Origin of the sequence: Aeromonas sp. R2-3, assembly GCF_040908375.1 — a bacterium.
Taxonomy (GTDB): domain Bacteria; phylum Pseudomonadota; class Gammaproteobacteria; order Enterobacterales; family Aeromonadaceae; genus Aeromonas; species Aeromonas veronii.
In genome coordinates, this window is the sequence record NZ_JBFODP010000032.1 from 654,655 (window position 1) to 679,430 (window position 24,776).

Annotated in this window: 19 protein-coding genes; 10 read left to right on the forward strand and 9 right to left on the reverse strand. The window is 60.6% G+C overall.

What is annotated here, in order from left to right:
- The 9 genes from nuoI (at nucleotide 1) to AB5Z02_RS20595 (ending at nucleotide 10,728) form a co-directional block, all read left to right on the forward strand.
- Nucleotides 1-543, forward strand: a complete 543-nt coding sequence (nuoI, locus tag AB5Z02_RS20555; RefSeq protein ID WP_005337245.1) for an NADH-quinone oxidoreductase subunit NuoI — start codon at nucleotides 1-3, stop codon at nucleotides 541-543.
- A 10-nt stretch (nucleotides 544-553) separates the two neighbouring features.
- Entirely contained in the window at nucleotides 554-1,105 is a 552-nt protein-coding gene (nuoJ, locus tag AB5Z02_RS20560; protein ID WP_005359828.1) for an NADH-quinone oxidoreductase subunit J, read from the forward strand.
- The gene (gene nuoK / locus AB5Z02_RS20565; RefSeq protein ID WP_033114519.1) at nucleotides 1,102-1,410 is read left to right on the forward strand and encodes an NADH-quinone oxidoreductase subunit NuoK; all 309 of its coding nucleotides are present in this window, start codon (nucleotides 1,102-1,104) and stop codon (nucleotides 1,408-1,410) included. The genes nuoJ and nuoK overlap by 4 nt, the downstream gene beginning before the upstream one ends.
- Nucleotides 1,407-3,254 carry an NADH-quinone oxidoreductase subunit L gene (gene nuoL / locus AB5Z02_RS20570; RefSeq protein WP_368216867.1) on the forward strand — a complete coding sequence of 616 codons (1,848 nt, stop codon included), beginning with the start codon at nucleotides 1,407-1,409 and terminating at the stop codon, nucleotides 3,252-3,254. Before nuoK ends, nuoL begins: the two co-directional genes overlap by 4 nt.
- Nucleotides 3,255-3,352: 98 nt before the next feature.
- Nucleotides 3,353-4,897, forward strand: coding sequence for an NADH-quinone oxidoreductase subunit M (nuoM, locus tag AB5Z02_RS20575; RefSeq protein WP_368216869.1), 1,545 nt, complete (start codon nucleotides 3,353-3,355; stop codon nucleotides 4,895-4,897).
- Nucleotides 4,894-6,357 (forward strand): NADH-quinone oxidoreductase subunit NuoN, encoded by a 1,464-nt coding sequence (gene nuoN, locus AB5Z02_RS20580; RefSeq protein WP_368216871.1) that lies wholly within the window; start codon nucleotides 4,894-4,896, stop codon nucleotides 6,355-6,357. The genes nuoM and nuoN overlap by 4 nt, the downstream gene beginning before the upstream one ends.
- A 234-nt stretch (nucleotides 6,358-6,591) precedes the next feature.
- Nucleotides 6,592-7,728, forward strand: a complete 1,137-nt coding sequence (locus tag AB5Z02_RS20585) for an FIST C-terminal domain-containing protein (RefSeq protein WP_368216873.1) — start codon at nucleotides 6,592-6,594, stop codon at nucleotides 7,726-7,728.
- Complete coding sequence (locus AB5Z02_RS20590) at nucleotides 7,725-9,182, forward strand: HD domain-containing phosphohydrolase (RefSeq protein ID WP_368216875.1); 1,458 nt, start codon at nucleotides 7,725-7,727, stop codon at nucleotides 9,180-9,182. The genes AB5Z02_RS20585 and AB5Z02_RS20590 overlap by 4 nt, the downstream gene beginning before the upstream one ends.
- A 1-nt stretch (nucleotide 9,183) precedes the next feature.
- A complete protein-coding gene (locus AB5Z02_RS20595) occupies nucleotides 9,184-10,728 on the forward strand; it encodes an HD domain-containing phosphohydrolase (RefSeq protein ID WP_101530741.1) in 1,545 nt (514 codons plus the stop codon).
- A gap of 64 nt (nucleotides 10,729-10,792) precedes the next feature.
- Here the strand turns inward: AB5Z02_RS20595 and purL are convergent, their stop codons facing one another.
- Nucleotides 10,793-14,716 carry a phosphoribosylformylglycinamidine synthase gene (gene purL, locus AB5Z02_RS20600; protein WP_368216877.1) on the reverse strand — a complete coding sequence of 1,308 codons (3,924 nt, stop codon included), beginning with the start codon at nucleotides 14,714-14,716 and terminating at the stop codon, nucleotides 10,793-10,795.
- A gap of 149 nt (nucleotides 14,717-14,865) precedes the next feature.
- Between purL and mltF the strand changes: the two genes are divergently transcribed.
- Nucleotides 14,866-16,350, forward strand: coding sequence for a membrane-bound lytic murein transglycosylase MltF (gene mltF, locus AB5Z02_RS20605; protein ID WP_368216879.1), 1,485 nt, complete (start codon nucleotides 14,866-14,868; stop codon nucleotides 16,348-16,350).
- 373 nt (nucleotides 16,351-16,723) lie between these two features.
- Here mltF and AB5Z02_RS20610 read toward each other — a convergent pair whose 3' ends face one another.
- The 8 genes from AB5Z02_RS20610 to tapF form a co-directional block, all read right to left on the reverse strand.
- Nucleotides 16,724-16,948, reverse strand: coding sequence for a zinc ribbon domain-containing protein (locus AB5Z02_RS20610; RefSeq protein WP_151286783.1), 225 nt, complete (start codon nucleotides 16,946-16,948; stop codon nucleotides 16,724-16,726).
- A 123-nt stretch (nucleotides 16,949-17,071) separates the two neighbouring features.
- Nucleotides 17,072-18,568: a ribosome biogenesis GTPase Der gene (gene der, locus AB5Z02_RS20615; RefSeq protein ID WP_005333794.1), complete on the reverse strand. Its 1,497-nt coding sequence runs from the start codon at nucleotides 18,566-18,568 to the stop codon at nucleotides 17,072-17,074.
- Between the two features lie 74 nt (nucleotides 18,569-18,642).
- On the reverse strand, nucleotides 18,643-19,827 hold the full coding sequence (bamB, locus tag AB5Z02_RS20620) for an outer membrane protein assembly factor BamB (RefSeq protein WP_005333796.1): 1,185 nt from the start codon (nucleotides 19,825-19,827) through the stop codon (nucleotides 18,643-18,645).
- Entirely contained in the window at nucleotides 19,820-20,470 is a 651-nt protein-coding gene (locus tag AB5Z02_RS20625) for a tetratricopeptide repeat protein (RefSeq protein WP_021229680.1), read from the reverse strand. The genes bamB and AB5Z02_RS20625 overlap by 8 nt, the downstream gene beginning before the upstream one ends.
- 3 nt (nucleotides 20,471-20,473) lie before the next feature.
- The gene (gene hisS / locus AB5Z02_RS20630) at nucleotides 20,474-21,751 is read right to left on the reverse strand and encodes a histidine--tRNA ligase (RefSeq protein ID WP_005351051.1); all 1,278 of its coding nucleotides are present in this window, start codon (nucleotides 21,749-21,751) and stop codon (nucleotides 20,474-20,476) included.
- A gap of 138 nt (nucleotides 21,752-21,889) precedes the next feature.
- Complete coding sequence (ispG, locus tag AB5Z02_RS20635) at nucleotides 21,890-23,005, reverse strand: flavodoxin-dependent (E)-4-hydroxy-3-methylbut-2-enyl-diphosphate synthase (protein WP_005333801.1); 1,116 nt, start codon at nucleotides 23,003-23,005, stop codon at nucleotides 21,890-21,892.
- Nucleotides 23,006-23,015: 10 nt separating this feature from the next.
- Nucleotides 23,016-23,984 carry a cytoskeleton protein RodZ gene (gene rodZ / locus AB5Z02_RS20640; RefSeq protein WP_231719760.1) on the reverse strand — a complete coding sequence of 323 codons (969 nt, stop codon included), beginning with the start codon at nucleotides 23,982-23,984 and terminating at the stop codon, nucleotides 23,016-23,018.
- Nucleotides 23,974-24,765: a PilW family type IVa pilus biogenesis/stability lipoprotein TapF gene (gene tapF, locus AB5Z02_RS20645; protein WP_106844530.1), complete on the reverse strand. Its 792-nt coding sequence runs from the start codon at nucleotides 24,763-24,765 to the stop codon at nucleotides 23,974-23,976. The genes rodZ and tapF overlap by 11 nt, the downstream gene beginning before the upstream one ends.
- Nucleotides 24,766-24,776: the final 11 nt, after the last annotated feature.

The window sequence follows — 24,776 nt, forward strand, 5'->3', positions numbered from 1 at the left end:
ATGAAAATTGTTAGCATTATTCAGGGTGTCGGCACCCAGTTACGCAGTCTGGCCATGGTCTTCTCCCATGCCTGGCGGCCCCGTGAAACCCTCAACTATCCGGAGCAGGCAGTCTATGCGGCCCCCCGCTACCGCGGTCGCATCGTGCTGACCCGCGACCCCGACGGGGACGAGCGCTGCGTGGCCTGCAACCTCTGCGCAGTTGCCTGCCCGGTCGGCTGCATCTCGCTGCAAAAATCCGAGCGGGAAGATGGTCGCTGGTATCCGGAGTTCTTTCGCATCAACTTCTCTCGCTGCATCTTCTGCGGCCTGTGTGAAGAGGCTTGCCCCACCACCGCCATACAGCTGACACCGGATTTCGAGATGGGTGAGTATCGCCGCCAGGATCTGGTGTACGAGAAGGAGGATCTGCTGATCAGCGGGCCCGGCAAATACCCGGACTACAACTTCTATCGCATGAGCGGGATGGCCATCGACGGCAAGCCGAAAGGGGATGCCGAAAACGAAGCCAAGCCCATCGATGTCAAGAGCCTGCTGCCCTGAGGAGTCAATCATGGAACTGGCATTTTATGCCTCGGCCCTGGTGGCCATTTACAGCACGCTGCGGGTGATCAGCACCAGCAATCCCATGCATGCGCTGCTCAATCTCATCATCTCCCTCATCGCCGTGGCCATGATCTTCTTCTGCCTGGGTGCCGCCTTTGCGGGGGCCCTGCAGGTGATCGTCTACGCCGGCGCCATCATGGTGCTGTTCGTGTTCGTGGTGATGATGCTGAACTTGGGGAGTGCCCAGGCACAGGAGAAAAAGTGGCTCACCCCCATGACCTGGGGGGGCCCTGCCCTGCTCTCGCTGATCCTGCTGGGCTTTCTGGCCCACGGCATTCTCGGAGTGACCGGGGGCCTGATCGGGGTGACCGAGGTGACCGCCAAGCAGGTGGGTGTCGAGCTCTTTGGCCCCTATGTGCTGGCGGTGGAGCTTGCCTCCATCCTGCTGCTGGCTGGTCTGGTAACCGCCTATCACCTGGGTCGGGAAGAGAAGAGCGGTGAAGTGCTCTCCGTCCCCCGCACAGCATCCCGCTCTGCACAAGAAGGAGGTCAGCAATGAATGGAATCCCTATGGAGCACGGCCTCCTGCTGGCCGCGGTGCTCTTCTGCATCGGGTTATGCGGCCTGCTGATCCGCCGCAACCTGCTCTACATCCTGATGAGCATCGAAATCATGATGAATGCGTCGGCACTGGCATTTGTGGTGGCGGGTAGCCGCTGGGCTCAGGCCGATGGCCAGATCATGTACATACTGGTGATTTCTCTGGCAGCAGCGGAGGCCAGTATCGGCCTCGCCCTGTTACTGCTGCTCTATCGTCGTTACCACACCCTTAACGTGGACACTGTGAGCGAGATGCACGGATGAGCCTCTTATATCTGACTTTTCTATTTCCGCTGCTGGGGTGGCTGGTATTGGCCTTCTCCCTCGGCCGTCTGGGGGAGCGCACCTCAGCGCTGATCGGGGTGGGTTCCATTGGTCTCTCGGCGCTTACCACACTCTGGGTCGGCATGGACTTTCTGGCCAACCCGCCCGAGGGTGGCGTCTATATCCAGCACCTGTGGCAGTGGATGGCGGTAGGCCACTTCACCCCCACCTTCAGCCTGGCGCTGGATGGCCTGTCGCTGACCATGCTGGGTGTAGTGACCGGGGTGGGCTTCTTCATCCACCTGTTCGCCTCCTGGTACATGCGCGGTGAAGAGGGCTACTCCCGCTTCTTTACCTACACCAACCTCTTTATCGCCAGCATGCTGTTTCTGGTACTTGCCGATGACCTGCTGTTTGTCTACCTCGGCTGGGAAGGGGTGGGGCTGTGCAGCTACCTGCTGATCGGCTTCTACTACAAGGATCGCAACAATGGCGCGGCGGCCCTCAAGGCCTTCATCGTGACCCGTGTGGGTGACGTGTTCCTCGCCATCGGCCTGTTTATCCTTTATCGCGAACTGGGCACTCTCAATATTCACGAGCTGCTGGTTCGTGCGCCGACCATGTTTGCCGAAGGCTCCCCTGCCCTGTCGCTCGCCTGCCTGATGCTGCTGGGTGGTGCGGTCGGCAAATCAGCCCAGCTGCCGCTGCAAACCTGGCTGGCAGATGCGATGGCTGGCCCGACGCCGGTCTCCGCGCTGATCCACGCCGCCACCATGGTGACCGCCGGTGTCTACCTGATTGCCCGCACCCATGGCCTGTTCCTGCTTGCGCCGGAGATCCTCCATCTGGTCGGGCTGGTTGGCGCCATCACCCTGGTGCTGGCCGGTTTTGCTGCGCTGGTACAGACCGACATCAAGCGGATCCTTGCCTACTCCACCATGAGCCAGATTGGCTACATGTTCCTGGCACTCGGTGTCGGTGCATGGGAAGGGGCCATCTTCCACCTGATGACCCACGCCTTCTTCAAGGCGCTGCTGTTCCTCTCCGCCGGTGCCGTTATCGTCGCGACCCATCACGAGCAGAACATCTTCAAGATGGGCGGCCTGCGCAAGAGTCTGCCGCTGGTCTATGCCTGCTTCCTGGTAGGTGGTTCGGCGCTGGCCGCGCTGCCGCTGGTCACCTCGGGTTTCTACAGTAAGGACGCCATCCTGTGGCAAGTAGAAGCCTCTGGCCAAAGCGCTCTGCTGTGGGCCGGTCTGGTGGGGGCATTCCTCACCTCCCTCTACACCTTCCGGCTGATCTTTATCGCCTTCCATGGCAAAGAGCAGACCAAAGCCCACGCCGGTCACGGTCTGGCTCACCATCTGCCGCTCTTGGTTCTGCTGGTGCTCTCCACCGGCATCGGGGCACTGATCACCCCGCCACTGGCAGGTGTGCTGCCCGCAGGCCCGGGGGATCATATCGAAGAGGGTCGTCATGCCCTGGAGATAGCCTCCGGCATCATCGCCATCGCAGGGATCGCGCTGGCCGCGTTCCTCTTCCTTGGTGAGCGCCGTCTGGCCACATCCATTGCCAACAGCGCCCCGGGCCGCCTGCTCAGTACCCTCTGGTTCAACGCCTGGGGCTTTGACTGGCTCTACGACCAGCTGTGGGTCAAGCCCTATCTGCTGGCTACCCGTCTGGTCGGGCAGGATCCGCTGGACTGGATGATGGGCCTGCCCGCCTGGTTCGCCCTGCGTGGCAACCAGCTGCTGGCCTGGACCGTGACCGGCAAGTTGCGCTGGTATGCCGCCTCCATGGGGATCGGCGCCGTGCTGGTGCTGGCGCTGTTGCTGCTGGGATAACGCGATGAACAACACGAAGATCGTACAGCCGGGCTGTTTGCTCTCCCTGATGGAACAGGGAGCGCAATCTCATATGAACTTGAACGAGAGCTGATACCGTGACCTTACTCTGGATCTTGCTAATTCCTTTTATCGGCGGCTTGCTCTGCTGGCAGATGGAGCGTCTCAGCGGGCAGTTTGTCCGCTGGGTAGCCCTCATCTCCATGAGCGCCAGCCTGCTGCTCTCCTGTGCCATCTGGCTAAGTGGTGATTTCTCCCTTGCCACCACGGGCCTAGACAGCGCGGGCGTCTCTGGTGCAGCCTCCGCCTGGGCCGCCGAGTGGCGCCTGCCGTGGATCCCGCGCTTCGGCATCTCTTTGCATCTGGCGGTGGATGGCCTGTCGCTCTTGATGGTGATCCTTACCTGCTTTATCGGGGTACTGGCCATTCTCTGTTCGTGGAAAGAGATCGTGCAGCGCATCGGCTTCTTCCACCTCAACCTGCTCTGGATCCTGGGCGGCGTGCTCGGGGTCTTCATGGCGCTGGACCTGTTCCTCTTCTTCTTCTTCTGGGAGATGATGCTGGTCCCCATGTACTTCCTGATTGCGCTCTGGGGCCACTCGGTCACTGACGGCAAATCACGGATCAACGCCTCAACCAAGTTCTTCATCTACACCCAGGTTTCGGGCCTTATCATGCTGGTGGCCATCATCGGGCTGGTGCTGACCCACCAGCATGCCACCGGAGTCTTCACCTTCAACTATCTGGAGCTGCTCAATACCCCGATGAGCAAGGGCGTTCAGTGGCTGCTGATGCTGGGATTCTTTATCGCCTTCGCGGTCAAGATGCCGCTGGTACCGCTGCACGGCTGGCTGCCGGATGCCCACAGTCAGGCGCCGACCGCAGGTTCGGTGGATCTCGCCGGTATTTTGCTCAAAACCGCCGCCTACGGTCTGCTGCGCTTTGCCTTGCCGCTCTTCCCCGAAGCGTCCGCAGAATTTGCTCCCTACGCCATGGTGCTTGGCCTGATCGGGATCGTCTACGGTGCCATCGTGGCCTTTGCCCAGACCGACATCAAACGGCTGGTAGCCTACACCAGCATCTCCCACATGGGCTTTGTGATGATCGCCATCTACTCGGGTAGCGAGCTGGCCCTGCAGGGCGCCGTGGTGCAGATGATCGCCCACGGTCTCTCGGCTGCCGGCCTCTTTATCCTCTGCGGTCAGCTCTACGAGCGGTTGCACACCCGGGATCTGCGCCAGATGGGCGGCCTGTGGGAACGCCTGCGCTATCTGCCCGGCGTGATGCTCTTCTTCTCGGTAGCGTCGCTCGGCATGCCGGGCACCGGCAACTTCGTCGGCGAGTTCCTGATCCTGGTCGGCAGCTTCCAGGTTGCCCCTGTCATCACGGCGGTCGCCACCTTCGGTCTGGTGCTGGCCTCGGTCTACTCCCTCATCATGTTGCAGCGCGCCTGCTTTGGCCCCGCCAAGGATGAGAGCATGCTCAAGGGACTGGATCGCCGCGAGCTGACCATGATGATGGTGATCGCGGGTCTGCTGGTTCTGCTTGGCCTCTATCCCCAACCCGTGATTGACACCGCCAGCAGCAGCCTTATCAACGTGCTGCACTGGTATCTGCTGCCGACTGCTGGAGCCCTGCAATGACATTCTCCGCTTCCCAACTGCTGGCACTGCTTCCCCTGCTGCTGACCACCGGGGCCATGGCAGCCCTGATGCTGGCCATCGCCTGGCGCCGCTGTGTCACCACCGCCTATACCGTCACCATCGTTGGTCTCAATCTGGCGCTCTTCTCTCTCCCCATCGTGATGGCGCAAGGGGATCAGGGGGTCACCCCGCTGCTGCAAGTGGACAGTTACGCCGTCTTCTACATGGGACTGGTGCTCATCGGCGCCCTGGCCACCTGTACCTTCGGCCAGTCCTGGCTGAAAGCCTACCCGGACAACCGGGAGGAGTTCTTCCTGCTGCTGCTGATCGCCACCGCCGGTGGTCTGGTGCTGGCCTGCTCCCGTCACCTCGCCTCTCTCTTTATCGGGATCGAGATGCTGACCCTGCCAATGTTCGGTCTGGTGGGTTACGCCTACCGCGAGCGCCACTCGCTGGAAGCAGCGGTGAAATACATGGTGCTCTCTGCCGCCGCCACCGCCTTCCTGCTGTTTGGCATGGCGCTGCTCTATGCACAGGCAGGCAGCTTGAGCTTTGCTGCCCTGGGGCAGACCCTGGCCGAGAGCCCGGCTCACCACCCGCTGCTGATGGGCGGTCTGGGGTTAATGCTGGTCGGATTCGCCTTCAAATTGTCGCTTGCCCCCTTCCACCTCTGGACGCCGGATGTCTACGAAGGGGCACCGGCACCGGTCGCCACCTTCCTCGCCACCGTCAGCAAGGTGGCGGTGTTTGCCGTGTTGCTGCGCTTCTATCTGGCGGTACCGGCGGCGAGCGATCCCATGATCCACTGGCTGCTGGCCGCCATGGCGGTTATCTCCATCCTTATCGGCAACCTGCTGGCCCTGGTGCAGACCAACGTCAAACGGATGCTGGGTTACTCCTCCATCTCCCACTTCGGCTACCTGCTGGCGGTCATCGTCGCGAGCCGATTCGGCCAGATGCCGGTGGAAGCAGCCGGGGTCTACCTGCTGATGTATCTCTTCACCAGTCTGGGCGCCTTCGGGGTGGTGAGCATGATGTCGAGCCCCTATCGCGGCAAGGATGCGGACTCCCTGCACAGCTATCGCGGCCTGTTCTGGAAGCGTCCTTACCTCACGGCCGTGATGACGGTAATGATGCTCTCCTTGGCGGGCATCCCGATGACCCTCGGCTTTATCGGCAAGTTCTACCTCATCGGTGTGACCGTCGAGGCGCAACTCTGGTGGCTCTCGGGCGCCATCGTGCTTGGCAGCGCACTGGGTCTCTACTACTACCTCAAGGTGATGGTGACCCTCTATCTGCGCGAACCGGGCATGCAGCGGCGCGATGCCAGCGCCGACTGGGCACTCTCCTCCGGCGGCGTGGTGGTGCTGCTCTCTGCCGCCCTGGTGGTGTTGCTGGGGCTCTATCCCCAGCCGGTCATCAGCCTGGTACAAGGGTTCCAGCACGTAGTCTTGCAGTAACCTTCACAGACGTTCCCCCTCACCATTACCCGCAAACCGGCAGCCTTGGCTGCCGGTTTTCTATTTGCAGCCCGACAACATCGCGCACTCCGCGAGCCAGCAAATGACAGATCAGTCAGCGAGGGTGATGCCCATCATGGTTTTTGCCATACAACCAGAACCGGGCGAGATCCTCATACCCTCTTGAATTCCTTATTGATATATTGGTTATATTCTGGAATGGAGTTCAGATTGATGAAGCAACACTACGTTTGCCAATTTAACCCGACAGAACTGGCCGCCACGCTGGCACCCTTGCAAGGAGGCAAGCTGACCATACTGCTGGCCGAACAGGATTGCGCGCAGATTCCCCTGTTGCAGCAGTTGTGCCGCGACTTCAACATCGCCCTGGATGGCGCCATTTTCCCCCAGCTGATCGGTGCGCAAGGATTGTTGCCGCAAGGGACCTGGCTACTGCCCAGAGCCAACCCCTATCACGCCACACTGCTGCCCCTGACACCGCAGGCCAGCGCAGTATCCCTTGCCCACCGGATTGCGAAACAGGTGGAGAACATGCTGGCCACCTGGCCAACCCCTTCGCCGCCACCAACCCTGTTTCTGACCTTCGACAACCTCATTCCCAATATCGCCTCCATTCTGGATGCGCTTTATCTGCAACTGGCCAATCGCGTCAACTATGCCGGCGCCAACGCAGGCAGCGGCAGCTTCACCCCCCTTGCCTGCCTGTTCGACAATCAACGGCAACTTGCCTACGGGGTCACCTGCACGCTGCGGCCCAGCAACAGCTTTCCCTTTCTGGAACATGGTTACCAACTCTCGGCCCAACCGATGCTGGCCACCAGCAGTGAAGCGAACAAGATTGCCTACATCGATTGGCAACCGGCCTTTCAAAAATATCAGGGGCTGATCCGCCAGCAATTCCAGCACACTATGGTGCGCGAGGAGCTCTACCGTTTCGTGGTGCACATGCCACTGGGCCTGCTGCGGGCCAACGGGGATGTGATTGTCAGGATCCCCGTCGAGGCAAACGATGACGGCGCCCTGCTCTGCGCCGGCGAGGTCGCGGAGCACAGCATCCTCACTCTGCTGAAGGCGCCAGAGAGTGCCACCGAACATGCCTGCTTACTGGCCGGGCGCCTCAACCAGCAACAAACCCTCACCCGAGCACACTTGCTGGAGGTCTACTACTGCGCAGGACGCCAGCTGCACTTCGACCAGCAGACAGTGACCGAGCTGCACACCCTGCTGACCCACTCGGGGGCCGGCGATCTGGCAGGAGCCCTCTCCCTTGGCGAAATTGGCAGCGTGCGCCATGGGGATTACCCCCAATTTCATAACGGCGCCATTCTCTGTAACGGGGCATTGATATGAACAACGACCACGCCATGGCCATCGTCTGCGATCTGGCGCTCTGCATCGGGCGTGAAGTCACGCTGGATGCGCTGCTCACCAAGGTACTGCAACGTTTTATGCATCACTGCGCCACGCCGGTTGGCGCGGTATTGCAGCAACAACGGGAGGGATACAAGCTGCTTAAGGTGATCGGCGACGAGCAGCTTCGCCAGCACACCGGCACCACCCTGGCCCTGCCTGGGTGGGTCAGCGAGGAGGAGCACTGCCTGCTGCAACAGACGCTCCCCCTGCCGGGCAGCCGCCCCTACCAGTTTGCCTATCGGCTCAAGGTTGAAGGGGGTTATCTCATCTTGCTGCTCGCCCCCCAGCCACATCAGCAGATCGTACCCGTCTGCCATCTGTTCAGCCCGGTGCTCGGCAACCTGGCCCGCGCCATTTCCCTCTGCAAGGACAGCGAGCAGCTCGCCCTGCGTCAGCAGGCCGAACTGAAGGATCTGAAACACTTCAACGAATCCCTGCTCAAGGCCATCCCGATCCCGGTGTTCTACAAAGATATCGAGGGGCGATTTCTGGGCTGCAACCAGGCCTTCAATCAGGTGATCGGCATCGGCAAGGAGGCGCTGCTGGGTCGACGGGTCGAGGAGCTGCTGCCCGTCGGGCTTGCCGAGGCCTACAGCATGCGGGAAGCCGAGCTGCTGCGAAGTCGCCAGCCCCAGTGCATCGAACAGCAGTTGCATGACCGCAATGGCATGCGCTATCAGGTCATCTGTTTCAAGGATCTCTTCTATGACCATCAGGGGATGGTTGCAGGCATCATCGGCACCCTGGTCGACATCACCCGCCTCAAGGAGAGCGAGCGCCACCAGCGTGACCTGCTGTTCCAGACCATCAGTGCCCTCGCCAGCGCCATCAGCCACAAGGATCGCAACAGTGCGGGCCATGAGCTGAGGGTGCGCGATTTGGCACTGGCCATCGGGCAGGCCATGCAACTGCGGCAAGAGCGGCTGGATGCGCTGGGACTGGCGGCCATGGTGCACAATATTGGCCTGCTGCAGATCCCCACCGAGATCATCACCCGCCCCCGTGAATTGCGGCCGGTGGAGTTCGAACTGATCAAGCAGCACCCCCAGGCCGGCCACGATATTCTCAAACAGATCGACTTCCCCTGGCCCATTGCCACCATCGTGCTGCAGCACCACGAAAACCTTGATGGCAGCGGCTATCCGCAGGGGCTGGCGGGCAACGCCATTACCCTGGAGGCGCGCATTATCCGGGTGGCCGACTCGCTGATCGCCATGACCTCCCATCGCCCATTCCGCCGGGCCATGCCCCTGAGTGACGCCATTGCCGAACTGACCCGCTATGCCGGGATCCATTACGATGAAAAAGTGGTCAATAGCTGTATCGTGCTCTGGCAGACCGGCTACCACTTCGGCCCTCCCATCAGTCAACTTGCAGACAAGGCGGGATAAGATGTCCGAACTCCTCACCTCCTGTGCACTCCCCCACCCACTGACCGATGCACTCCCCTCCTCGGCGCTGTTGCTGACCCAGGTGATGGATCAGCTTCCCTATCGGGTGCTGCTCAAAGACACCCGATTCAGCTACATCGCGGGCAACCGCCTGCTGGCGGCGGATCTCGCCCTCTCCCCAGAGGCACTGGTGGGCAAGAATGACTGCGACTTTTTTCCCCCCGAACTGGTACAGCGCTATCGGGAGGATGACGCCCGAGTCATGCGCGAGGGGATACACCAGCACATCGAAGAGCCCTATCTGAAGGGGGGAGAAGCCCGCTGGCTCAGCACCACCAAGTTTCCCCTGCGTGATGAGGCGGGGGTCATCGTGGGGGTCGGCGTCTTCTTCGAAGACATTACCGAGCAGAAGTGGCAGCAGGAGAAACTGCAACAGTACAGCTGGACCCAGCAGGCGATCAGCCGCGCCCACCACGCCCTGCTCAAACCGGGCGATGAGCCACAACTGCTGCAGGATATCTGCGATGCCATCGCCGTCGATGACCGTTTTCCGTTGGTCGCAGTGCTGCAAGGCCAGCCCGAACTCGCCCAACCACCGAGAATCGTGGCGCAGGCAGGCAGTGCCGATGCCTCAGAACAAACGCTGTGGTTGAACGATGAGGCCCTCACCCAGGCCATCCTCCACCAGCGGCGCCTCAATCAGGTGATCTTCCACGAGCGGCCCCATACCGGCCGCCACCCGTTGCGCTCCCGCCTGCTTATCCCCTTGCCACTGCAGGAGGATCAGGCCGGTGCGCTGATCATTCACAGCGACCAGCCGCGGTTGTTCAGCCAGGAGGAGGAGCAGCTCTTCATCCAGCTGACCGACTACCTCACCTATGGCCTGCAGGCGCGCCATACCCAGCAGGCTTATCTGCGCTCGCAACAGGAGAAGATCTTCCATGCCCGCCAGCTGGAGCTGGCACTGGAAGATGCGCTGGGTGCCATCGCCGCCGTGCTGGAGCAGCGCGATCCCTATACCGCAGGCCATCAGAAACATGTGGCCAAGCTGGCCCAAGCCATCGGCCGGGAGCTCAGGCTGGAAGAGAAGCGGCTGCGGGGGATCTATCTGGGCGCCATGGTGCACGATATCGGCAAGATCCAGGTACCGGCTGAAATTCTCACCAAACCGGAACGCCTCACGCCACTGGAGTTCGAGCTGGTCAAGGAACACCCCGCCATCGGCTATCTGGTGCTCAAGGATATCGACTTCCCCTGGCCCATCGCCCGGATGATCCACCAGCACCACGAGTATCTCGATGGCTCCGGCTATCCGCTGGGACTCAAGGGGGATGAGATCCTGCTGGAGGCCCGCATCCTCACCGTCGCCGATATCGTCGAATCCATGTCCTCGGATCGCCCCTATCGCGCCGCCCTCGGCATTCCCCAGGCCAGGGAGCAGATCATCCAGATGCGCGGCCATCAGCTCGATGCGGATGTGGTGGATGCCTGTCTGCGGATCCTCGACCGGGGAGACTTTATCCCCCAACCGCTCGGCAAGCCGTAACGACACGGATAAAAAAACCGGCCAATTGGCCGGTTTCTGTTTTTATGCGCTGGCGCTCTCTCTATTAACCCAGACGAACCCGGGCGTTGCGGAATATCCGCATCCAGGCGCCGTCCTCGCCCCAGTTGTCGGGGTGCCAGGAGTTGGCCACGGTGCGGAACACCCGCTCCGGGTGCGGCATCATGATGGTGGCGCGACCGTCGGTGGTGGTCACGGCGGTGATACCATCCGGCGAGCCGTTGGGGTTGGCCGGGTACTGTTCGGTCACGCTGCCGCGGTTGTCGACAAAACGCAGCCCTACCAGACCGCTCTGCTGCAGTGCGCTCAGGTGAGCGGCATCGCGCACCTCGACACGTCCTTCCCCGTGGGAAACGGCGATGGGCATCACCGAGCCTGCCATGCCGGCGAAGAAGGCCGACGGGGACTCCTGTACCTCAACCAGACTGAAGCGGGCCTCGAAGCGCTCGGAACGGTTGCGCACAAAGCGCGGCCACAGATCGGCGCCCGGGATGAGGTCTCGCAGGTTGGACATCATCTGGCAACCGTTGCAGACACCCAGAGAGAGGGTATCGCCGCGCTCGAAGAAGCGCTGGAACTGCTCGCGGGCGTTGTCGTTGAACAGGATGGACTTGGCCCAGCCTTCCCCCGCCCCCAGCACGTCACCGTAGGAGAAACCGCCACAGGCCACCAGGGTCTGGAACTCCTCCAGCTTAATGCGACCGGAGAGAATGTCGCTCATATGGACATCGACCGCCGCGAAACCGGCACGATCGAACGCCGCCGCCATCTCAACGTGGGAGTTGACCCCCTGCTCGCGCAGCACCGCCAGACGGGGGGAGACCCCGCGGGCAATGTAAGGTGCAGCCACATCCTCGGACGGGTTGTAAGTCAGCTTGGCATGCAGACCCGGATCGGTGGCGTCCTGACGGGCCGCGTGCTCACTGTCGGCACACTCGGGGTTGTCGCGCAGGCGCTGCATCTGCCAGCTGGTCTCGCCCCAGATGGTGCGAAGGGCGGTACGGCTGGCACGATAGACCTCCTGACCGCCCCGCTGCAGGGTGATGAGGTCCCCTTCGCGCACGGTACCGAGCACATGGGAGCAGGCCGCCAGACCGTGGCCGGCCAGCAGGGTCATCACCGCCTCTTTGTCTTCACGACGCACCTGAATGACGGCGCCCAGCTCTTCGTTGAACAGCGCCGGCAGCAGCTCGCCACCGATGCGATCGAGCTGGATGTCGAGGCCACAGTGACCGGCAAACGCCATCTCGGTCAGGGTGACGAACAGGCCGCCGTCAGAGCGATCGTGATAGGCGATCAGTTTGCGATCAGCCACCAGCGCCTGAATGGCGTTGAAGAAGCCCTTGAGCTGGACCGGATTGTCGAGATCCGGCGCCTTGTCGCCCAGCTGGCGATAGACCTGCGCCAGCGCCGAGGCGCCGAGGCGCTGTTTGCTGTTGCCAAGGTCGATGAGGATAAGGTCGGTTTCACCGAGATCGGTACGCAGCTGTGGAGTAACCGTGTTGCGCACATCCTCGACCCGGGCAAAGGCGGAGATGAGCAGGGAGAGCGGCGAGGTGACGCTTTGCTCCTTGCCATCCTGCTGCCAGCGGGTCTTCATGGACATGGAATCCTTGCCCACAGGAATGGTGATGCCCAGGGCCGGGCAGAGCTCCTCGCCCACCGCTTTGACCGCCTCATAGAGACCGGCATCTTCCCCCGGGTGACCGGCAGCGGCCATCCAGTTGGCAGAGAGCTTGACCCGCTTCAGCGACCCGATGTGGGCCGGCGCCAGGTTGGTAAGCGCTTCCGCCACCGCCATGCGAGCGGAGGCGGCGTGGGAGAGCAGCGCCACCGGGGTACGCTCGCCCATCGACATGGCTTCGCCGTGATAGCTGTCATAGGTGGCAGCGGTGACGGCGCAGTCAGCCACCGGGATCTGCCAGGGGCCAACCATCTGGTCGCGATTGACCAAGCCAGTCACGCTGCGATCGCCGATGGTGATAAGGAAGGACTTCTCCGCCACGGTCGGCAGACGCAGAACCCGCTCGGCCGCGTCACTCAAAGTGATGCCATCGAGCTGGAGCGCTTTGCCCTGTGCAGGCAGGGTCACCACGTCGCGGTGCATCTTGGGCGCCTTGCCGAGCAGCACGTCCAGCGGCAGATCGATGGGCTGATTGTCAAAGTGGCTGTCAGAGAGCGTCAGGTGCTTCTCTTCGGTGGCAGTACCGATAACGGCATAGGGCGCGCGCTCACGCTCGCACAGGGCCTTGAACAGCGGCAGCTTGTCCTGCGCTACCGCCAGCACGTAACGCTCCTGGGATTCGTTGCACCAGATCTCCAGCGGGCTCATGCCCGGCTCGTCGCTCTGGATGGCGCGCAGATCGAAACGACCACCGCGCTCACCGTCGTTGACCAGCTCCGGCATGGCGTTGGAGAGACCACCCGCCCCCACATCGTGGATAAAGACGATAGGGTTGTCGTCACCCAGCTGCCAGCAGCGATCGATCACCTCCTGGCAACGTCGCTCCATCTCGGGGTTGTCACGCTGCACCGAGGCAAAGTCGAGATCTTCGGCTGACTGGCCGGAGGCCATGGAGGATGCGGCACCACCGCCCAGACCGATGTTCATCGCCGGGCCGCCCAGCACGATCAGCGCCGCGCCGACCGGGATATCCCCTTTCTGGACATGTTCGGTGCGGATGTTGCCGATGCCGCCAGCCAGCATGATGGGCTTGTGGTAGCCACGCACCTCGACGCCATTGTGGCTCGGCACCTCCTCTTCGAAGGTACGGAAGTAGCCGAGAATGGCCGGACGGCCGAACTCGTTGTTAAACGCGGCGCCGCCGAGCGGCCCCTCCTGCATGATGTCGAAGGCACTGACGATGCGGCTCGGCTTGCCGAAATCCTGCTCCCAGGGCTGCTCGAAGCCGGGAATGCGCAGGTTGGAGACGGAGAAACCAACCAGACCCGCCTTGGGCTTGGCACCGCGACCGGTGGCACCCTCGTCGCGAATTTCGCCGCCGGAGCCGGTGGCTGCGCCCGGGAACGGGGAGATGGCGGTCGGGTGGTTGTGGGTCTCCACCTTCATCAGGATGTCGACCTGTTCCTGGTGATACTGGTATTCGCCGTTGGCCGGGCTCGGGAAGAAGCGGCCACCCTGGCTCCCTTCCATCACGGCGGCGTTGTCTTTATAGGCAGAGAGGACATGATCCGGCGTCTGCTCGAAGGTGTTCTTGATCATCTTGAACAGCGACTTGGGCTGCTGTTCGCCATCGATGGTCCAGTCGGCATTGAAGATCTTGTGACGGCAGTGCTCGGAGTTCGCCTGGGCGAACATATAGAGCTCGATGTCGTTGGGGTTGCGACCCAACTTGGTGAAGTTCTCCACCAGATAGTCGATTTCGTCGTCGGCCAGCGCCAGACCCAGCGCCACGTTGGCTTCGGCCAGGGCTGCGCGACCACCGCCCAGCACATCCACCTGGGTGAAGGGGCGCGGCTCGTGGTGAGCAAACAGGGCGGCAGCTTCGCTCATCTCGGCAAACACCACTTCCATCATCCGATCATGGAGCACGGCGGCAATGGCGCTGCGCTGGGCGGCACTCAGCTCACCCTGCCCCTTGATGGTCAGGTAATAGGCAATACCACGCTCCAGCCGCTTGACCTGTTTCAGGCCGCAGTTGTGGGCGATGTCGGTTGCTTTGGAAGACCAGGGGGAGATAGTGCCGGGGCGGGGGGTAACAAGAAACAGCTGACCGCTGGGGGTGTGTTCGGGGATGGTCGGGCCGTAGCGCAAGAGCTGGCCCAAGGTCGCTCGCTCGGGGGGAGAGAGGGGGCTTGTCAGCTCGGCAAAGTGCACATACTCGGCATAGACATCCTCTATCTCTACTCCGCTCTCTACTCCACTCTCGTTTCTCATCTGTGCGAAGCGTTGCAGCAGTTTTTGGACACGAAAATCAGACAGTGCTGGGGCACCACGCAAGATATCCATATGACCTTTCTCACCAAGTTTTAAAGTGGGGGGGAATTGAGACGCGCGTATTATAGGGATCTGGCTCACAGCGGACAAACGTTTTTCTCACTTCGTGCAGTGTGACTCTGCGCACACTCTCTGGTATAAAGGTGCCTCTTTTTTGACAAATGCCGATTTTTTCAACAAAGGTACTCACCTACTTGCGCTGCATTTTTCGACTGTTTATCGGGCTGTTGTTGACGCTGACACTGGTTGGCTGCGACTTCTATAGCCCCTCCAGCCAGCTGGAGCAGATCCGCCAGCGAGGCGAGATCCGGGTTGGCACCATCTATGGTCCCACCTCCTATTACCAGCGTGACGACCTCGCCCAGGGGTTCGATTACGAGCTGGCGCAAAATTATGCCGACTGGTTGGGGGTGAAACTCACCATCATCCCGGTCGACACCACTGACCAACTGGTCACCCTGCTGAAAAAGGGCAAACTCGATCTGGCGGCTGCCGCCATCATGGTCACCCCCGAACGGCGCGAGCTGTTTCGCTTCGGCCCGGGCTTCTACCAGGTCTCCCCCAAACTGGTCTACCGCAACGGCAAACCCAAGCCGGCCTCATTGAACGATATCAAGGGCAAGCTGGTGGTGGCCGCCGGCTCCACCGGTGAAGACCTGCTCAAAGAGATGAGCAAAGAAAATCCGAGACTAGCCTGGAGCACCAGCGACAACGCCGATGTGGAGGAGCTGCTCAAACAGGTGGTGGATGGCAAGATTGACTACACGGTGGTGCAGGATACCGTGCTGGCCCGTACCCAGCGCTACTACCCGGAGCTCACCGAGGGGCTGACCCTGGCCCAGAAGCAGACCGTTGCCTGGGCCATGAGCAAGCTGCCCGATGACAGCCTCTATGCCAGCGTGATCGACTTCTTCGGTCAGCGCTTTATGGATGGTGCCATCGCCAAGCTGGACGAGAAGTACTTCGGCCACGTGCAGAACTTCGACTTTGTCGATACCCGCACCTTCCTCAAGCGCGCCAAGAGCCTGCTGCCCAAGTACCAGCCGCTGTTCCAGACTCACGCCAAGAATATCGACTGGCGTCTGCTCGCCGCCATCAGCTATCAGGAGTCTCACTGGGACCCGCAGGCCCGCTCCTACACCGGCGTGCGCGGCATGATGATGCTGACCGAGCCCACTGCCAAGGCGATGGGAGTCAACGACCGGCTTCATCCGGAAGAGAGCATCAAGGGTGGCTCCCTCTATCTGCAACAGATGATGGAGAAGGTGCCGGATTCGGTGCCCGATGACGAGAAGGTGTGGTTTGCCCTCACCGCCTACAACATAGGTTACGGCCACATGATGGACGCCCGCCGCCTGACCAAAGAGCTCGGCAAGAATCCCGACGCCTGGAGCGACGTGAAAGAGGTGCTGCCGCTGCTGCAACAGGCGCGCTGGCACCGCAAGGTACGTTACGGCTATGCCCGTGGCAGCGAGGCGCGCAACTATGTCAACAACGTGCGCCAGTATTACCAGAGTCTGCTCTGGCTCGACAACGAGCAGCAGAAGGCACATCAGCGGGAGAGTCTCGACAACGACAGCGAGCCCGAGCTGGCCGAGCGCCCCACCGCCATCGCCGAAGTGGTCAATCAGATCACCATGCGCTAACCAGCCATTATTCGGCTGTTTTCACGCAAACTTCTCTGTTACCATCGATTCACATCGGAGCCTATCCGAAATCGCATTGTTTTCATTATGTTGAGAGATTAAATAACAGCAATTTCGGATGGGCTCCATCAATGACCCAAGGCCGGGATGGCCAACTGAGTTGGGAGGAGACCAAGATGCAAAAACGTAGAAAAATCAGTCTGGTCAGAAAAGCGAAGTGCAGCTGGAGCCCCAGACGCAAACTTAAGCTTAATGACATCAAGCGCAACCTGTGGCGCAGAAATCGATCCTATACCCTGCTTATTGCAGAGCACACAGCATAAACCCGGCATTCGCCGGGTTTTTTTATCTTCTTTCTCACCTGAATACTGTCTTACACCAGCGCCGCCTTGAACTGTACCGACCGCTTGGAGATCAGCGAGTTGCAGTGGTTGCAGAAGTAATCCACCGCGCCGCACGCCTTGAGACGCTCCAGCTCCTGTTGGCAGGTGGGGCAGATGGCCGTAACGTGAACGTTAGCCTGGCACTGACCACAGGTTTGCTCCTTGCTGCGGGTATCCAGTTCAGCCTGGCATGATGGACAAAGCAGGGCTTTCATAATCAACTCCTCGAAAGTGGATCTGCCATGGTCTTGTTCCATGGCAGATCCCCCTCCCCTTATTCCTCACCTTAACATGGCGAGGATAACAAAGCGGCTGCCGGTGAGGGCAGCCGCAAGGGCTTATTTCTTCTTCATCTTCAGCAGGCGTTTGCGCTGACGTTCCTGACTCAGGGTCATGGTGTTCTTCTTCCCTTCAAACGGGTTGACCGACTCCTGGAACTCGACCCGGATTGGCGAGCCCATGATCTTGAGGGACTTGCGGAAGTAGTTGATCAGATACCGCTTGTAGGAGTCCGGCAAGTCGTTCAGCTGGTTGCCGTGGATCACGATACGCGGGGGGTTGTAGCCACCGGCGTGGGCATACTTGAGCTTGACGCGGCGACCATTGACCATCGGCGGCTGGTGATCTTCCTGCGCCATCTGCATGATGCGGGTCAGCATGGCCGTGCTGGTACGACGGGTGGCGGACTGGTAAGCCTCCTGAATGGATTCAAACAGATGGCCGACACCGCTGCCGTGCAGGGCGGAGATGAAGTGGACGCGAGCGAAATCGATGAAGCCCAAGCGACGATCCAGCTCGTTCTTCACATCCTCTTTCACCTTCTGATCCAGACCATCCCACTTGTTCACCACCAGCACCACGGAGCGACCGGCGTGGAGCACATAGCCAAGGATGCTCAAGTCCTGATCGGTGATGGTCTCCTGGGCGTCGATCACCAGCAGGCAGACGTTGGCATCTTCGATAGCTTTCAGGGTCTTGATAACGGAGAACTTCTCCACCGTCTCGTGCACCTTGCCACGACGACGCACACCGGCGGTGTCGATAACCACATACTTCTGCTCGTCACGTTCCATTGGAATGTAAACGGAGTCACGGGTGGTGCCGGGCATGTCATAGACGATGACCCGATCTTCACCCAGCATACGGTTGGTCAGGGTAGATTTACCGACGTTGGGACGACCAACGATGGCGAACTTGATGGGCAGGTCGGCGAACGGGGTCTCCTTGGTGTCCTCTTTGGTATCGAGTTCACCGGCAGCCACCATGCGCAGCAGGGCTTCTTCGTCGAAGTCCTCCTCTTCCTCATCCTGCGCATCTTCATCGGTAGCGGAGTCGACCAGGGTCTCCAGATGGGGAGCCAGGGCCAGTTCCAGCAGGCTCAGCACGCCACGACCGTGGGCGGCCGCGATCTGGTAGACCTCACCCAGCGCCAGACCGTAGAACTCGGAGACCGCGGAATCACCGTCGATACCGTCGGTCTTGTTGGCCACCAGAAATACCTTTTTGTGGGCCTTGCGCAAGTGCTCGGCGATGGCTTGATCCGCCGCGGTCAGGCCGGCACGGGCATCCACCATGAACAGCACGACGTCCGCTTCTTCGATGGCCAGCAGGGATTGCTCGGCCATCTTCAGCTCGATCCCCTCTTCGGTGCCATCGATACCACCGGTATCGACCACGATAAATTCCAGCTCGCCCAACTTCGCCTGACCGTATTTACGGTCCCGGGTCAGACCGGGAAAATCGGCAACCAGGGCATCCCGAGTACGGGTCAAGCGGTTAAACAGGGTGGATTTCCCCACGTTGGGGCGGCCCACCAGGGCTACTACAGGAGTCATAAAAGCCTCATTCTCAAGACGACAAAGGCTCCGGGTCCGAAGACCAGGAGCCGGATATTCACATTATCGGACGATCAAGGACGCTTGAGGGCGTACAACTTGCCGTCACGGCTCTGCACATACAGGGTCTCGCCATCCACCAGCGGGGCGGCATAGAGACCACTGCTATCGAGCTGCTGCATCGCCTTGATGGTACCGTCGGTACGATCAAGCCAATACAGGTATCCTTCCACATCACCCACCACCACATAGTCACCGAAGATGACAGGTGCAGTGACGGTACGATTTTCCAGCTGGGTGTTTGACCACAGCTCCAGACCGTTGCGACGGTCGATGGCAAACAGGTGGCTGCGACTGTCGGTCAGCACGATAGCATTGCCGGTCATCGCCAGATCGCGATAGCCGGAATACTTGCGCTTCCACACTTCATCGCCGGTCATCAGTTTGCGCGCCATCAACTGACCGTTGTAGGCGATGGCGTAGAGCTCATCACCGGCAATCAGCGGGCTGGCATCGACGTCAACCATACGGTCCAGCTCGGTGGCACCGCGCGGATCAGCCACCTTGGACTGGCGCACCGGCTGGCCATTGCTCAGCAGGGCGATGCCCACCTTGCCATCGGCACGACCGTAAATCACGGCGCCGTTGGTGATCACCGGTGCACCGGCACTGCGCAGGGTCAGCGGCGGCTGCTCTTCGGAGAGCGACCACTGCATCTTGCCTTCATCAGTGTCGAGGGCGATCAGGCGACCGGAGGTGGTCAACACCACCACGCGGCCATCTTCCACCGCGGGGCTTGCCACCACTTCACCGGGCACATTGGTCTGCCAGAGCACTTCGCCATTCTCTTCGTTCAGGGCGTAGACCACCCCGTTCTCGGAGCCGAGGAACAGCTTGCCGTAACGGGAGACCAGGCCGCCGGAAAGGCGGGCGCTGCGCTTGTCGGCGTTGACCGGCAGGTCGGCCAGATCGACAGTCCAGAGGCGATCGCCACTGGCACGGTCAAAGGCGCTGACATCACCGTCACGGGCCGCCGCATAGATACGATCCTCTTCCACCACCGGCTTGAGCTGGGAGTAGAAGTCACCGATACCATCACCCACAGTGGATGACCATGCGGTGTCGGCAGTGAAGGCAGATTCAACCTTGGGCAGCGGCGCCATCGGGTTGAGATCCTCTTCGGAACTGAACAGGGAGCAACCCTGCAGAGCGAAGGAGACCGCAGCCCCCAGCGCCACCATCTTGAATAGATTACGCATCCGGTGCCTCACCAGTCGCAACGGCCGGCAGGGCCAGATCGTCCATTTTCAGCTTGAGCTCGGCGCTACCCTGCAGGCCGCCGGCATCCGCCGCCGCCTGATAGGCATCACGAGCCTCTTCGGTCTTGCCCTGTTTTTGCAGCACATCACCACGGGCTTCGGCTACCTGCGCCTTGAAGGCCTCATTCTGGATGGTCGCCAGCTTGGCCAGCGCTTCATCTGCCTTGCCCTGATCATTCAGCACACGGGCCAGACGCAGCGCCGCGATGGGACGAATGCTCTCGTCACCCGTGGTCGCCACCAGCTCCAGCTGCTCGGCTGCCAGATCCAGCTTGCCCGCCTTGACGGCAGCGGCAGCCAGTTGCAACGCGGCCAGTTCACCGTAGGAGTCACCCTTGTTGGCGGTAACAAACTGCTGTGCCTGCTCGAAACCGGCGGCATCGCCCTTGGCCAGCTGCTCAATCACCTGGTTGTAAGAGTGGGAGGAGGCCTCCATGGTCTCTTGCTGGTGCTGGTTGTAATAGCGCCAGCCGAACAGACCGACCAGACCGATCACGGTCCCGGCAATCACCGAGGTTCCGTTCTCTTTCCACCACTCCTTGATAACCTCAACCTGTTGTTCTTCGGTGGTATAGACTTCCACAGCTTACTCTCCTTTGGCTGCCAGCAGGGCAATGGCGGCGTCAACCTTGACGGTCTGTTGCTCGGCCTGACCACGCAGATATTTGATAGTGATCTCCCCGTTTTGCACCTCGGTCTCACCAAGGATCAGGGCGATTGCCGCGCCGCTCTTGTCGGCACGTTTGAGTTGTTTCTTGAAGTTGCCACCACCGCAGTGGCTCATCAGGCGCAGGTCCGGCAGGGCATCGCGCAGACGCTCGGCCAGCTGGAAGCCAGCCTGTTCGGTCCCCTCGCCCACCATCGCCAGATAGACATCCACCGCCGGGCGGATATCGGCGTTGAGCTCGAGAGTTTCCAGCATCAGCACCAGACGCTCCATGCCCATGGCAAAGCCCACGGCCGGGGTCGGTTGACCGCCCAGCTGCTCTACCAGACCATCATAGCGGCCACCGGCACAGACGGTGCCCTGGGCACCCAGACTGCTGGTGACCCACTCGAACACGGTCAGGTTGTAGTAGTCAAGACCACGCACCAGACGCTCGTTCACTTCGTATTTGATACCGGCAGACTCGAGCAGGCGCTTGAGCCCCTCGAAGTGGGCCAGGCTCTCTTCGCCCAGATGGTCGAACAGACGCGGGGCACCCGCCAGAATGGCCTGCACCTTTTCATCCTTGGAGTCGAGCACCCGCAGCGGGTTACTGTACATGCGGCGCTGGCTCTCTTCGTCCAGCTGCTCCTTGTACTGCTCCAGATAGGCCACCAGCGCATCGCGGTAAGCGGCACGCTCGGCGCTCTGACCCAGGGTGTTGAGCTGCAGGGTGACATGCTCGCTGATGCCAAACAGACGCCACAGACGGTGGGTCAGCATGATCAGCTCGGCGTCAATGTCCGGCCCGTTGATGCCAAACAGCTCGACACCGAACTGGTGGAACTGGCGATAACGGCCCTTCTGGGGACGCTCGTGACGGAACATGGGGCCCATGTACCACATCCGGCGTTCCTGGTTGTAGAGCAGACCGTGTTCAATACCGGCACGGACGCAGCTGGCGGTCCCTTCCGGACGCAGGCTCAGGCTGTCGCCGTTGCGATCTTCAAAGGTGTACATCTCTTTTTCGACCACGTCGGTCACTTCACCGATGGCGCGCTTGAACAGATGAGTCTGCTCGACAATCGGCATGCGCACTTCGCTGTAGCCATAGCTGGCAACGACCTGGCGCAGGATCTGTTCAACCTTCTGCCATACCGGGCTCTGCTCCGGCAGGCAATCATTCATACCGCGAATAGCTTGGATCTGTTTTGCCACGTTGATACTCGAGAAAAAGAGGTAAAATTTGGCCGCATTATAGGGATTTTCCCCCCCAAGGTAAAATCAGGGAATCCGGATGCGGGATTTAAAATCAGTCACCTGGAAAAAGGGCCACCCAATGTGGCCCTGTTTCGCTCACTCCTTGTCCATCGGGATCCGGTTAGCGGGATCCAGCATGGCGGCGCGGGCGCGAATGCGGCGCTCCAGAGTTGGAATAAGATCCTTGTTGTCGAGCCGATCGACCCGCTGGCCCCCTTCATAGAAGGCACTCTTGTTGGCGGCACCCGCCAGACCAAGGTCGGAGACCAGCGCTTCGCCCGGGCCATTCACCACGCAACCGATGATGGAGACATCCATCGGGGTGATGATATCTTCGAGCCGCTCTTCCAGCGCATTGACGGTGGCGATCACATCGAACTCCTGCCGTGAGCAGGATGGGCAAGCGATAAAGTTGATGCCACGGGAGCGAATACGCAGGGATTTGAGGATATCGAAACCGACCTTTACCTCCTCCACCGGATCCGCCGCCAGCGAGATACGCAGGGTATCGCCGATGCCGTCGGTAAGCAGCATGCCCAGACCAATGGCAGACTTCACCGCGCCGGCACGGAAACCACCCGCTTCGGTGATGCCAAGGTGCAGCGGCTGCTCGATCTGCTTGGCCAGCAGGCGATAGGCACCGACTGCCAGGAACACATCGGAGGCCTTGACACTCACCTTGAAGTCCTGGAAATCGAGGCGATCGAGGTAGTCCACGTGACGCATGGCGGACTCCACCAGCGCTTCGGGGGTCGGCTCGCCGTACTTCTCCTGAATATCTTTCTCCAGCGACCCGCCATTGACCCCGATACGGATCGGGATATTGAGGTCGCGCGCGCAATCGACCACCGAGCGCACCCGCTGCTCGTTGCCGATGTTGCCCGGGTTGATACGCAGGCAGTCGGCACCGTACTCGGCCACTTTCAAGGCGATGCGATAGTCGAAGTGGATATCGGCGACGATGGGGATGCGGGTCTGCTGTTTGATGAGCCGGAAGGCTTCCGCCGCCTCCATGGTGGGCACGGAGACACGGACGATATCGGCACCGACCCGCTCGATCCGCTGGATCTGCTCGATGGTGGCGGCGACATCTGTGGTCTTGGTGTTGGTCATGGTCTGCACGGTAATGGGGGCATCGCCCCCAACCGGTACATTACCAACCATGATCTGTCTGGATTTACGACGAATGATGGGTGATTCGTGAGAAGACATGGGAAACAGATTACTCCTGCGGCAGTGAGAAGCGGGCTGTACGACCGTTGTTGTAACGGCTCATATCAAACGACTGCCCCTTGTAGTCAAGCTTGACGGCCATGGGCGCGCCAATGATGAACTTCAGGGGCTCGGCGCCTTCCAGCACCAGCTCGTCGTTGGCCTTCTTCAGACCACTGAACAGGGTCTTGCCGTTGCCATCCTTCACATCAAGCCAACAATCGGCGGTAAAGCTCATCTTCAGTTGCGGCGCAGTCGCCGGATCAACGACAGCCTCTTCAGATTCAGTGCCATTGGCACCGGATACTGCAGCATCGGTCGCAGTGCCAACAGCCGCACTGACATCGGTCGGGGCAACAGCCGCAGAAGCAGGCGCCAGGGTAGCAGTCGCATCGGAGACCACCGCAGGGGCAGCCACGTCCGTGGCGGCCGGTGCGATGTTAGCGCCTTCCACCGGAGCGGTGTTGATCGCATCGGGCGGCGTGATAGCAGGTTCAGCCGGAGTCGAACTGGTTGCATTCATCTCGGTGGCTGCCAGCGCTTCATCACCGGCGGAGCGGCGTGAAGTACTCTGCCACCACCAGGCGACCGAGAGCGCAATCAACACCAGGATCACCAGCCAGGTCACCACCTTGAGCCGACTGTCGTTGGCTTGCTGGCGGGAGCGACGGGAGAAGCTCTGCATGTCGATATTGTCGGGAGGGGTCAGACCCAGCTTGTCGTAAGCAGCCAGAATGGTCTCGTCGGGGATCCCGACCAGCTTGGCATAGGTACGCAAATAGCCCCGAATAAAGGTGTGGGACGTGTGCTTGTCGTAGGTATCCGATTCGATAGCGGCGATCAGGGTCAGACGAAGGTGAATGCGGGACGCAACCTGTTCTCGTGTCCAGCCAAGCTGTTCACGGGCGTTGCGCAGCAATTGGCCTGGGCCTACTGCCTGGGAGTCGTCTTGGAAATCGTGTTGCTGTTCAATAGTCATTGGCTAAATAACGCTTGGCTTGTTGCGAAGTGGGATATTGCCTTACCAGCTCAGTCCCGAATTGGTGAAGTAATGCCGGCTTGTCCATCGCCTGTGCCAGCCGAAGTCTCAACCAGAGACTCTCCTCGTTCTCGTCTGACACATCGGCAAAACGGGCGAGGTAGGACTGCACATCAGGCAGCTTGCCATCTTTCATGGAAAGCTCGGCCAAGTCCAGCAATAACCCTGGATTGCGGGGATTATACCCCAAGGCCAGGCGATAGTACTCGCCTGCTTTATCATTTCTGCGATTTTGCAGCGCACAAAGTGCCGCATTTTCATAGGTATCGGCAATTTTTACGTAGCCTGGCTGAATAACAGCCTGGTTGAACGCCTGATCTGCCTCGGCATACCTGCCGCGATCACAGAGGAAGGCACCATAGTTGTTCATTGCGTCAGCATTGGACGGATCCATGGCAAGTGCGTTCTTGTAATGGGTCTCGGCTGCCTTGAAATCTCCTACCTTCTGGTAAAAGTAGGCAAAACCGATCTGGGTCTGGGGGTTGGAGGGGTCATACTGGAGGGCGCGGTCAAGATTGAACTTGGCCTGCTCGGCATTGCCCTGACGCAGGTACTGGATACCCAGGTCTAGGCGGGTTTGGGCAGCCGCCTTGAGGTCAGGACCCACTTCACGCTGGGTCGAGTTCTGGCCAGCGTAAGTGGTCTCGGTCACACAGCCTGGCAGCGCGCAGAGCGCTGCCACTACGATCAATGTACGTGTATCCATTCCCTGTCTATACAATGGCTTAGCAT

Excerpts from the sequence above, each read along its gene's own strand:
- nuoI (WP_005337245.1), top strand. The coding sequence starts at position 1 with ATGAAAATTGTTAGCATTATTCAGGGTGTCGGCACCCAGTTACGCAGT.
- nuoJ (WP_005359828.1), top strand. The coding sequence starts at position 554 with ATGGAACTGGCATTTTATGCCTCGGCCCTGGTGGCCATTTACAGCACG.
- nuoK (WP_033114519.1), top strand. The coding sequence starts at position 1,102 with ATGAATGGAATCCCTATGGAGCACGGCCTCCTGCTGGCCGCGGTGCTC.
- nuoL (WP_368216867.1), top strand. The coding sequence starts at position 1,407 with ATGAGCCTCTTATATCTGACTTTTCTATTTCCGCTGCTGGGGTGGCTG.
- nuoN (WP_368216871.1), top strand. The coding sequence starts at position 4,894 with ATGACATTCTCCGCTTCCCAACTGCTGGCACTGCTTCCCCTGCTGCTG.
- AB5Z02_RS20585 (WP_368216873.1), top strand. The coding sequence starts at position 6,592 with ATGAAGCAACACTACGTTTGCCAATTTAACCCGACAGAACTGGCCGCC.
- AB5Z02_RS20590 (WP_368216875.1), top strand. The coding sequence starts at position 7,725 with ATGAACAACGACCACGCCATGGCCATCGTCTGCGATCTGGCGCTCTGC.
- AB5Z02_RS20595 (WP_101530741.1), top strand. The coding sequence starts at position 9,184 with ATGTCCGAACTCCTCACCTCCTGTGCACTCCCCCACCCACTGACCGAT.
- purL (WP_368216877.1), bottom strand. The coding sequence starts at position 14,716 with ATGGATATCTTGCGTGGTGCCCCAGCACTGTCTGATTTTCGTGTCCAA.
- mltF (WP_368216879.1), top strand. The coding sequence starts at position 14,866 with ATGCCGATTTTTTCAACAAAGGTACTCACCTACTTGCGCTGCATTTTT.
- AB5Z02_RS20610 (WP_151286783.1), bottom strand. The coding sequence starts at position 16,948 with ATGAAAGCCCTGCTTTGTCCATCATGCCAGGCTGAACTGGATACCCGC.
- der (WP_005333794.1), bottom strand. The coding sequence starts at position 18,568 with ATGACTCCTGTAGTAGCCCTGGTGGGCCGCCCCAACGTGGGGAAATCC.
- bamB (WP_005333796.1), bottom strand. The coding sequence starts at position 19,827 with ATGCGTAATCTATTCAAGATGGTGGCGCTGGGGGCTGCGGTCTCCTTC.
- ispG (WP_005333801.1), bottom strand. The coding sequence starts at position 23,005 with ATGTCTTCTCACGAATCACCCATCATTCGTCGTAAATCCAGACAGATC.
- rodZ (WP_231719760.1), bottom strand. The coding sequence starts at position 23,984 with ATGACTATTGAACAGCAACACGATTTCCAAGACGACTCCCAGGCAGTA.